The organism is Coleofasciculus sp. E2-BRE-01 (assembly GCF_040221695.1).
Classification (GTDB): Bacteria; Cyanobacteriota; Cyanobacteriia; order Cyanobacteriales; family Coleofasciculaceae; genus Coleofasciculus.
The window spans coordinates 1-10,716 of record NZ_JAVKEA010000095.1; the positions used below are offsets into that span (position 1 = coordinate 1).

The 10,716-nt window shown below is 47.2% G+C and carries 6 protein-coding genes; 3 read left to right on the top strand and 3 right to left on the bottom strand.

Going from position 1 to position 10,716, the window contains the following annotated elements:
- The first annotated feature begins 603 nt into the window (after positions 1–603).
- Positions 604–5,475: a WD40 domain-containing protein gene (locus RIG66_RS11615; RefSeq protein ID WP_446378158.1), complete on the top strand. Its 4,872-nt coding sequence runs from the start codon at positions 604–606 to the stop codon at positions 5,473–5,475.
- Positions 5,476–6,156: 681 nt separating this feature from the next.
- Here the strand turns inward: RIG66_RS11615 and RIG66_RS11620 are convergent.
- Positions 6,157–6,453 (bottom strand): WGxxGxxG family protein, encoded by a 297-nt coding sequence (locus tag RIG66_RS11620; RefSeq protein ID WP_446378160.1) that lies wholly within the window; start codon positions 6,451–6,453, stop codon positions 6,157–6,159.
- Between the two features lie 236 nt (positions 6,454–6,689).
- Here RIG66_RS11620 and RIG66_RS11625 point away from each other — a divergent pair, with 236 nt between their 5' ends.
- Positions 6,690–7,634, top strand: coding sequence for an FTR1 family iron permease (locus RIG66_RS11625; protein WP_446378166.1), 945 nt, complete (start codon positions 6,690–6,692; stop codon positions 7,632–7,634).
- A 141-nt stretch (positions 7,635–7,775) separates the two neighbouring features.
- Here RIG66_RS11625 and typA read toward each other — a convergent pair whose 3' ends face one another.
- A complete protein-coding gene (typA, locus tag RIG66_RS11630) occupies positions 7,776–9,566 on the bottom strand; it encodes a translational GTPase TypA (protein ID WP_446378162.1) in 1,791 nt (596 codons plus the stop codon).
- A gap of 236 nt (positions 9,567–9,802) precedes the next feature.
- The gene (locus RIG66_RS11635) at positions 9,803–10,240 is read right to left on the bottom strand and encodes a hypothetical protein (protein ID WP_446378164.1); all 438 of its coding nucleotides are present in this window, start codon (positions 10,238–10,240) and stop codon (positions 9,803–9,805) included.
- Positions 10,241–10,358: 118 nt separating this feature from the next.
- On the opposite strand from RIG66_RS11635, the gene RIG66_RS11640 reads away from it, so the two are divergent.
- Positions 10,359–10,580, top strand: a complete 222-nt coding sequence (locus RIG66_RS11640; RefSeq protein WP_044210723.1) for a helix-turn-helix domain-containing protein — start codon at positions 10,359–10,361, stop codon at positions 10,578–10,580.
- Positions 10,581–10,716 lie beyond the last annotated feature (136 nt).

The following is a 10,716-nucleotide window of genomic DNA, read 5'->3' on the forward strand; positions in this document are numbered from 1 at the left end:
GAACGAAAAATAGGGCGTTTCGGCTTTTAGAAGTTAGTTTGACCGAACCGAATTCTGTACGGTTTTCCCCCCTTGTCTTCTTTCCTTCCTTGTCCTCCTTGTCTTGTCCCAACCATAAAATAAAAAACCTACACCTGTCAGGCCGGGGGAGCGGGGGGAGTAGAGGGAGCGGGGGGAGCGGGGGGAGCAGGGGAAGCTGGGAGACAAAATTTCTATAGCCCATTACCCTATTGCCTATTGCCTGACGAATGACGAATGACAAATAACGAATGACAAATCAGTGATCCAAGTCACACTTACTATAAAATTTTGTCACGATTTTTATCAGTTGATCTCACTGTTTAATTCTATTGAAACTTGTTAAATTGTCTGCGTCTAAGTTGTGATTTTAGAAGTGGGTTGGATTTCTCAATAAATAGCTTTTATCTTATCAAAGATACGCTTTAATAAAAGATCTGTCATTAAAATAGCAGATCCATCCGCCGAAGCCAATAGAGGTCTTATTGGTTGGTTTTCTGTTTTTTAGCCTTTGTATTTAAAGTCCCTTATTAACACCAGCTTACTCGACGATAGCCACCTAGGAGTAGTCAAATTTTGATAGGAATGAAGGAGAAAGAGAGAGAGAGAGCCGAAGAAATAGTCTTAGCCAATGAGCGTTCACTATCTACCCTCGCTCGGGCAATCACCCTGTCGGAAGGACAATTTGCCCTGATTTTAGTCCGCTGCAACTATGAGTGCTGCAAACAACCGATGTGGCAGCAACTCCAAGGGCTGACAGGAATTCCCTTGAAACAGTTAGGGCTTCAAGAATCCAGTCAAACCTTATATACCGTTATCCTAGAGGCGATCGCGAAAGAGGACTTATCTGCCTTGCTCGTATTTGGTCTGGAATCTGTGACCGCAATTGATCCAGTCTTAATCTCTACCAATCAGGTACGCGACGAATTTCCGAAAAGTTTTAGCTTTCCTATCGTTTTATGGGTCACTGATGAATTACTCCACAAATTAGCCCGATTTGCTCCTGATTTTAAGAGTTGGGCGGCTACCTCGATTAAATTTGAACTGGCAACCGCCGAGTTGTTGGACTTATGGCAACACACAACTGATGAACTGTTTACCACGCTTTTAGAGAAAAGTGTCGGTGAATTTTTGTCCAATGAAGCGCTCAAGCTGTCGCCGGGATGTCAGCGTCGTCAAGAACTCGAATCCGCATTACGGGATTTGCAGGGGCGTGGTGTGAATCTAGAACCTGCCCACTATGCGACATGGCAGTTTATTTTAGCCAGAGATGCCTTTAAACGTGACTTGATTGAGGTAGCTCTGGAACAGTATCAACGGAGTCTAGATGTTTGGCAACAGATTCGCTGTGCTGTCTCCGATGGCGCTGATCAACAATCCTTAGAACGGATTGGCATCTTACAGTGTCATCTGGGTTGGTGTTATTGTCGTCAAGCTCAATTACACCCAAGTCACAAGTATAGAAGTTGGGAGAAAGCCAGAGAATTTTGGCAAGCGGGGATTGACGCCTTTACGACGGCGGGACGCTTGGATTGGGTTGCCCACTTAACCATTCAACTGGGTGAAGTCTTGCAAAACCTGCAAAATTGGGCAGATTTACAAGCACTGGCACTTCAGTCGCTGGCGCAGTCTCAAACCCCAGACAATGCGGCTCAATTACCCCAAGCTTATGGTTTTTTGGCGGCGGTGGCATTAGAAGAATCCAACTGGGAGGATGCCAAAGTCTTCGTCCAAACAGCGTTAGATATTTTGGATCAGTTTCACTTATGTCAGCCTCAGCATCAGGGATGGTACTTACTGATCCGTGCCAAAGCCCAGCGTCAACTAGGGGAATCGACGGCGGCGATCGCGGATTTAGAGGCGGCGTTAACGGTAGAGGGGTTACTGCCAAACGCTCCCCATCAGTCTCCCCAGCTTTATCTGGACATTCTCCAAGAACTGCGATCGCTCTACTTCGATCACCAGGAATACCTACGAGCCTTTGAACTCAAGCAAAAACAGCGCTCCCTCGAACAACAGTATGGCTTTTTTACCTTTCTCGGTGCAGCACCCTTACTCTCTGGGCGACAAGATCACCAATTATCGCCCCTGGAAATAGCAGCGGCTGGGCGATTGCCGGATGTAAATCGACTCTTGGAACGCCTCAGCCGCAATGATCACAAACTAACGGTGATTCATGGTTCCTCTGGGGTGGGTAAAAGTTCTTTGATTCACGCTGGATTAGTCCCTGCCTTAGAGAGTCGCACGATTAGTGCTAGAGAAGTGATCCCTGTGGTGCAGAAAGTCTATAGCGATTGGCGAGGAGAGTTTTCTCGACAACTCAGCGATGCCTTAGGCTGTACCCCTAATCCCTCATCAGATACGGCGTTAGATCCCCAACCCCTGAGCCAACTGGCAACCTGTGTCAATCAATTACAGCAGGCGGCTGATGGCAATATCCTGATCGTGCTAATTTTCGATCAATTTGAAGAATTTTTTTTCGTCTGTACGGAATTAGAACAGCGACGCCAGTTCTATGAATTTTTGGAACATTGCCTGAATCTTCCCTTTGTCAAAGTTATTTTATCCCTGCGGGAAGATTACCTGCATTACCTGCTGGAATGCGAACGCTACACGAATTTGAGTGCGATTAACAATAATATTCTGGATCGGCAACTTCGCTACCACTTGGGGGATTTGTCCCCACGGGAAGCGAAAAATGTCATTTCCACTCTGGCTTCAGGTTCTCAGTTTAAGTTAGACGACGCCCTAATTGATGCCCTAGTTCAGGATTTAGCCTCACCCACCGAAAGCGTGCGACTGATTGAATTACAGGTGGTGGGGATGCAACTGCAAACGGAGAAAATTACCACTCTGGCGCAATACCAAGCCTTAGGCACGAATCCGAAAGCCACTTTAGTTGAACGCTGGCTGTTGAATGCTATTGCTGATTGTGGATCTGAGAATCAAGAGACAGTTTGGCAAGTCTTATTTTCCCTGACAGATGACCGAGGGACTCGTCCTCTGAAAACTCAAACTGAGTTGGAATCGGGGACAAAAGACTTAGATATGGGACATACACCATCCCCCTCAATTGCCAACCCGCCATCCTCACTTTCCCTAATTCTGGAGATTTTAGTTGGTTCAGGGTTGTTATTTCGCCTACCTGACGAACCCGAGGATCGATATCAACTGGTTCACGATTACTTAGTCGCCCCCATCCGTCACCATTACAAAAAACGCCGCAAGCAGACACTGGTGACACGGCTAAAGCACAGTCAGATGGAACTCTTACGAGTTCGCAAACAGCGACTCCGGGCGATCGCAGTCGGTACGGCAATGGCAGTGCTGGCGGTTACGGCTGGGGGGTTAGGATGGCGGGCTGAGGTGCAACGCCGACGCGCCGCGACTCTAACGTTTAATGCCCAACTAGCGGCGATTAGTGCGTCGTCAGAAGCCCTATTTGCCTCCGGAAAAGAGTTTGATGCGCTGCTAGAAGCACTCCGAGGCGCAAGACAGCTTAAGCAGGTTGCTGTCGGGGTTAAGCCCGATACCCACCTGCAAGTGATTGCTGCCCTCTCTCAAGCCGTAGACTCCGTAACCGAGCGAAATCGGTTAGAAGGGCATAGTGATATTGTTTGGGATGTCAGCTTTTCCCCTGATGGAGAACTGATTGCCTCAGCCAGCCGCGATCGCACGGTAAAATTGTGGCGTCCTGATGGTACATTAGTCACGACTCTGCAAGGGCATCAAGATAGCATTACCAGTGTTTCCTTTAGTCCAGATAGTCAGCTAATTGCATCCAGTAGTTGGGATGGTACAGTTAAGCTGTGGCGTCGGGATGGCACCCTTGTCCGCATGTTGACAGGGCATGACGGTTATGTTTATAGCGTTAGCTTTAGTCCCGACGGTGAACACCTAGCCTCCACAGGTGCGGATGGTACGGTGCGCCTGTGGCGAGTGGATGGCGAGTTAATTCATACCCTTTCAGCCCATAAAAAAGCAGCGCAGTGGGTTAGCTTTAGTCCCAATGGTGAGATGCTAGCGTCAGCCGGAAGCGATCAAACCATTAAATTGTGGACAAAAGATGGTCAATTATGGAAAACTCTCACCGGACATCAGGGTAAGGTTAACAGTGTGGCATTTAGTCCCGATGGTCAATTCATTGCCTCAGCTAGCGATGATCGCACCGTGAAACTGTGGGATACTCAGGGTCAACTCATTAAAACCTTCTCCCAGCCAGAACGCTGGGTATTAAACGTAACTTTCAGCGCTGACAGTCAGTTAATTGCTGCCGCCAGTGCCGATAATACGGTAAGCCTGTGGAATCGTGATGGTAAATTACTGAAAACCTTTAAAGGACATAGCGATAGAGTAACCGCCGTCAGTTTTAGTCCCACAAAACAAGCAAAAGAAACCGCAGACACATTAGCAACTCCCGTCGTCCTCGCTTCTGCCAGTTATGATAAAACCATAAAAATTTGGGAACTGCGGCAACAGTCTCAGCTCATTTTACGCGGACATGATGATGATGTGCGAGATGTGACCTTTTCTCCCGATGGAGAACGAATAGCTACGGCGAGTAACGATAAAACCGTCAAAATTTGGGATCGTTTTGGTCAACTCTTGCACACCTTAACCGGACATACGGAACGAATTTATAGTGTTAGCTTTAGTCCTGACGGGGAACGCCTTGCCTCAGCCAGTCGAGATGGTACGATTCGGCTGTGGAATCGAGAGGGAGAGTTTATTAAGGTATTGAACAGTCATCAGGATTGGGTGTTAGATGTCAGTTTTAGTCCAGATTCGCAAACCCTTGTCTCCGCCAGTCGAGATAAAACGATTAAACTTTGGACACGAGATGGAGTTTTGATTAAAACCTTAAAAGGACATCAATCCCGCGTCAATGGGGTAACTTTTAGTCCCGATGGTCAGATATTGGCGTCTGCTAGTGATGACCAAACCGTTAAACTCTGGAATCGTCAGGGACAATTGGTGAAAACGTTGAAAGGTCATAGTAATTGGGTGTTAGATGTCAGCTTCTCCGCCGACTCCCAGTTATTAGCATCAGCTAGTTATGACAATACTGTAAAACTCTGGAATCGCCAGGGAGAATTGCAAACCACCCTGAAAGGGTCTACAGATAGTGTGGCACGGGTTGAGTTTAGTCCTAGAGGAAATATTCTGGCAACTACAAGTTGGGATAATCGGGTACAAATCTGGCGACTAGATGACACTTTAGTGAAAACTTGGGAAGCCGAGGAGGGGCGTGTCACCAGTGTGAATTGGAGTCAGGATGGTCAGGCATTAGCTGTCGGCACTGAAGATAATACCGCAATTGTTTGGAATTTAGATTTGGAGGAACTGTTAGCAAAAAGTTGTAATTGGCTGCAAGATTATCTGAATCATAATCCCGATGTTAAACAGAGTAACCGTGAGCTTTGCCAACCCATTGCCCGTGAAAAAGGAAACAGCTAATTTCGGTTTGCTCTGCTATGCGGTACATTGTCGATCCCCCTAAATCCCCCTTAAAAAGGGGGACTTTGATTTACTGTACTTTATTACAGCGCAAAGCGCTGTATTTCTGAATAGGGCGGGTTTTGTTGTTCATTTCTTAGTAACAAGCTAGCGCTAGTTCCTAAACCCGCCCCTACAATTGACCCGTTGCTTCACTTTTCTGAGCCTGCTGATTACGGTTTTTGGCATTTTGTCTGCGCCGTCATCAAATCATCGACAGTCGTAAGTAGTCGGACAAAAGAAAACAGTACTGTATTATATTAAGTTTTGTAGATTAACCTCAAACCCTTACTGTTCCCTGTGAAACACCGAGCGTGTTACCGAGCGTGTTGCCGAGCGAAGTCGAGGCAAGTCGAGGCAAGTCGAGGTAAGTCGAGGTCCCTAATCTCAACCGTTAACTTTAATTGTGTCCACCTACTTATGACTCGGATATCGCTGATGGTGAATTCCGGGTACATCGCCGCTTGAAGTTAAGTCTTTTAGGTTGAATATCGTTGACTTACATAGTCAGGAAATCAATTTCCGCGTCAAAGCTAAAGTAAGAATCGAGCGGTGAAGCTCCCGTTATAACGTGGGAACGTTTAACGGGAGAGAACATCACAAAGGTCGTCAATTCAAAAGCCACAGCTTGGAACGCAATGACTAACGACGGTAATCTGTCCCCGGACGAACTCCCACAGTAGGGTCATTAGCCGCGTAATCCGTAGTAGTTACAGTAGGTTCTTTGCGCTTTTTACCAGCCAAACCTGCTAATCCCAACAAACCGAGTAGACCTAACCAACCCCAATCAAAGTCATTTTCAGTTTCTATTTCTTCAACTCCTTCGTAGGTTTCAGGTTGAGCATACTGAGCTTGTGCGACAGAAGTGAAAGGGGCAACGAATAAAGTAGCTGCAATTACACCAGCTCCAGCCCATTTGGAAAATTTAGAAAGGTTCATTATTTTATGTCTCTTTTTTAAGGCACTGCTATTACTTAACTACTTTATTATTTGCTTATTTAATTTCAATCAATCCTTAGTATGAAGCTTGAAAAAATCTCTATGAGACTGAAGAGAGATAAAATTAGACGAGGTAATCTCCCTAAAAGTGGATAGTAAAAGATATCCATGTCTGTACTAGAAGGAACCCAGAAAGCTAAAATCATGAGAAAATGACCCTTGAAGCCTTAGAAATCATGGATTTTAGTCCTGCTTTACCAACTTTTGTCATTACCCTCCGGGAAGGTGTGGAAGCCGCCCTGGTGGTAGGAATTGTACTGGCTTGCCTCCAAAAAGCCAAAGCCGAACAGCTCAACCCATGGGTATATAGCGGTGTGGTGGCGGGAATTATCGCCAGTGCTTTGGTGGGTATCTTGTTCACTTGGGGCATTCAGGCTTTGAGTACCACCTATCCAGAGTACGCCCCCATAATTGAACCCCTTCTAGAGGCAGTGTTTGGTGTTATTGCGATCGCACTGCTCAGTTGGATGCTAATTTGGATGACCCAGCAGGCAAAATCGCTCAAAGCTGAAATTGAAGGGACTATCACATCTGCGATCGCAGAAGGCGCAGATGGGGGTTGGGGTGTTTTTAGCTTAATTTTCATTGCCGTCTTGCGAGAGGGTTTTGAAACCGTTGTATTTATCGTTGCTAAGTTTCAACAGGGACTGGTGCCAGCTTTAGGAGCAGTGGGTGGCATAGTTGGAGCTGTGGTCATTGGTTTTCTCCTATTCAAGTGGGGCATCAAGATTAACATCCGCCAGTTTTTCCAGGTTATGGGCGTTTTGTTACTCCTGATTGTTGCAGGTTTAGTTGTGGGGGCTTTAGCCCATTTTGACCAAGCTGCTGCTGCCTTGGCACAGATAAACCCTCAGTCACAAGCCTTGTGCTTCTACTATGACCACTTTGCCGAAGACCATTCCTGTCTTCTCGGATCAAGGGTTTGGAATACCAGTGGTATCTTACCTGACAATAAGTTTCCGGGTTTGGTGCTTAAGGCTTTATTTGGCTATCGAGCCAAAATCTACTTAGTGCAAGCGGTGAGCTACCTGGTATTTTTATTTGCGATCGGCAGTATGTATTTCCGCAGCTTGAGTGTACCAACAGGGGAACGGGCTAAAGGCGATCGCGTCGCTCAATAAACGGCGCTGGCTTGCTCAACTTGGTTGACACTCCCCTAGCGAAAGTCGCGCTTCTTTGCCTTCCTCTTACCAGTATTGGTTTTCGCCTTCAGTTGACATAGGCGCACGTCAGTTTAGGGCGCACGTCTGTGCGCCCCTACGTTAACGCCTGACCAACTTCTTCGTCACCTTACGCAACCGCACCGACTCGGGCGTGACTTCCACCAATTCTTCCGGTCCGATATATTCCAACGCCCGTTCCAAACTCATCTCGGCTGGCGCTTGTAACTGCACCAATTCATCCCCGGTGGCGGAACGATGGTTGGTTAACTGCTTAGTCTTACAAACATTCAAATCCAAATCTTGAGGACGGTTGTGTTCGCCAACAATCATCCCCTTATACACCCGCGTCCCCGGTGTAATAAAGAATACACCTCGGTCTTCGCCATTTTTCAAGGAATAGAAAGTCGCTACCCCTTCCTCAAAGGCAATAATCACTCCATTGCGGCGGGTTTCCACATCACCAGAAATCGGACGATAATCCAAGAAACTGTGATTCATAATCCCATCCCCACGAGTCAGGCGCATAAACTCACCCCGGAAGCCAATTAAACCCCGTGCGGGAACCACAAATTCCAATTGGGTGCGACCATTACCACTGACTAGCATATTCTGCATTTCGCCCTTGCGCTGACCCAAGCGTTCAATACAGCCACCCACAGCGTCTTCGGGAATATCTAGCGCCAACACTTCGTAAGGTTCGCAGGGTTGACCCTTCACTTCCCGATAAATCACTTGCGGCTGAGACACCTGAAACTCGTACCCCTCCCGGCGCATGGTTTCAATCAGGATACCCAGGTGTAATTCCCCCCGCCCAGAGACTAAGAATTTATCCGGAGAATCGGTTTCATCGACACGTAGGGCCACATTCGTCTCTAATTCTCGCATCAAGCGATCGCGTAATTGCCGCGAAGTCACGTAATCCCCTTCCTGACCCGCAAACGGCGAATCGTTCACCGAGAACGTCATCTGCAATGTCGGTTCATCCACCTTAATTAACGGTAAGGCTTGGGGCTCATTCGGACAGGTAATCGTCTCGCCGATATTAGCATTCGCAAACCCCGCCACCGCGACAATATTTCCGGCGAAGGCTTCCTCTAAATCAACCCGCTGGAGTCCTTCAAACCCCATAAGTTTGCTAATTTTAGTCTTGACAATTTCCCCGCTTTCTGTAACTAAAGCCGCTTGCTGACCCGCTTTAATTACGCCATTATGGATTTTGCCAATCACAATTCGACCCAGATAATCCGAATAATCCAGCGTCGTGACTTGCAATTGCAGAGGCTTGCTCACATCACCCACAGGCGGCGGAACATGGCGCAGGATAGATTCAAACAAGGGTTGCACATCCACGCCTTCGTCCTTTAAATCGGCTTTAGCGTACCCTTGTAACCCAGAGGCAAACAGATAAGGAAACTCACACTGATCATCATCCGCCCCCAATTCAATAAACAAATCCAGGACTTTATCCACAGCACCGTAGGGATCAGCTTGAGGACGGTCAATTTTATTCACCACCACAATCGGGCGCAGTCCTTTTTCCAAGGCTTTTTTGAGGACGAACCGGGTTTGTGGCATCGGTCCTTCATTAGCATCCACAATTAGGATACAACCATCCACCATCCCCAATACCCGTTCCACTTCCCCACCAAAATCGGCGTGACCGGGAGTATCGACGATATTAATTAAGATATCTTTATAGTGAACCGCTGTATTTTTAGACAGAATCGTAATTCCCCGCTCTCGCTCCAAATCATTGGAGTCCATAACGCAATCAGGAACCTCTTCCCCTTCACGGAAGATACCGGATTGTTTAAGCAGGGCGTCAACCAAGGTGGTTTTGCCGTGATCGACGTGGGCAATAATGGCAACGTTGCGAATCGGAAGAGTCATAAAGGCGTTAGGGAGTGAGATGAGAGAGGTCGATCTTACTATAGATTTCTTAATAATTGTAGCTTACTCAAAGGGGGAGCGGGGGAAGCTGGGGGAGCTGGGGGAGCTGGGGGAGCTGGGGGAGCTGGGGAAGCAATGATACATTTTCCCTGATAGCGGTGCAAGCCAATCGCCTTGGGTTTAAACCCAAGGCTGAAAGCTCAAGTCAGCTAAAGCTGACTGGATAAGAGTTTTATTCAGAAGTTGAATGATTCTCTCTCCTTTATATAAATGCTTCGCAGCCACTCTAGGGTTGTACCAGATAGTCCAAATTGAATCCGGTTCACCAACTCCCCCCATTGATACAGTTCTGATAGAGACAGGGATTGCTCGAACTTCTGCTGGTAAAATTTAGCCCAAAAGTCCGGCGCTTTGTATCGATGCTTGCGCCAACGCCTACGCCAACAGAGGGTATCTTTCAGCGTGGGCGAGTCTACACCTAAAATTGGTGGGATATCGGCGTAACTGACAAATGTGCTGACTCCCTTGCCAACAACATGAATCACATATCGCCAGCAGTCAATGCGATAAATCTCGTCAGGATGGAGATTGAGCAGAAGCGCAATGGCTTCTGGGGTGACAAATCGTTGTAACGGATGAGTGGCTCTTGATTTTAGCGGAAGTGTTGATAACATAGGAGATGCGCCCCAAATCATGGGGTTGTAGATTTATGATATGGCGATCGCAATCTGGCTACATACCTAATGGTGCGATCGCTTTTAATTTGCTTAATGTAGACGAAATTTAAACTTTATGTCAAGAGGCGAACGAGTTCGGTTGCGGATTAGGGAACTAGCTGCCAGGGAGAACTGGACGTTGCTGGATGTGGCTGAACGGTCTGGAGTACCCTATAGTACCATCAAAACCTACGCGCGATCGCCGGGAATGACGATGGTGGATATTGGGGCGCTGCTGAAGTTAGCACGGACATTTGATGTACTGATAGAGGATTTGTTTGAGATTGTGAAGGAGTAAGTCATTTGTCATTCGTCATTTGTCATTTGTCATACTCGCTTCCGAAAAGAAGCAAGTTACCTTTATGTAAGGATTTGAGGAATATTTTATTGATGAGCTTCACACCCGGAAACCGTAGGGGCGCACGTCTGTCATT

Coding starts and splice junctions, on each gene's coding strand:
- RIG66_RS11625 (WP_446378166.1), top strand. CDS start 6,690: ATGGATTTTAGTCCTGCTTTACCAACTTTTGTCATTACCCTCCGGGAA.
- typA (WP_446378162.1), bottom strand. CDS start 9,566: ATGACTCTTCCGATTCGCAACGTTGCCATTATTGCCCACGTCGATCAC.
- RIG66_RS11635 (WP_446378164.1), bottom strand. CDS start 10,240: ATGTTATCAACACTTCCGCTAAAATCAAGAGCCACTCATCCGTTACAA.
- RIG66_RS11620 (WP_446378160.1), bottom strand. CDS start 6,453: ATGAACCTTTCTAAATTTTCCAAATGGGCTGGAGCTGGTGTAATTGCA.
- RIG66_RS11640 (WP_044210723.1), top strand. CDS start 10,359: ATGTCAAGAGGCGAACGAGTTCGGTTGCGGATTAGGGAACTAGCTGCC.
- RIG66_RS11615 (WP_446378158.1), top strand. CDS start 604: ATGAAGGAGAAAGAGAGAGAGAGAGCCGAAGAAATAGTCTTAGCCAAT.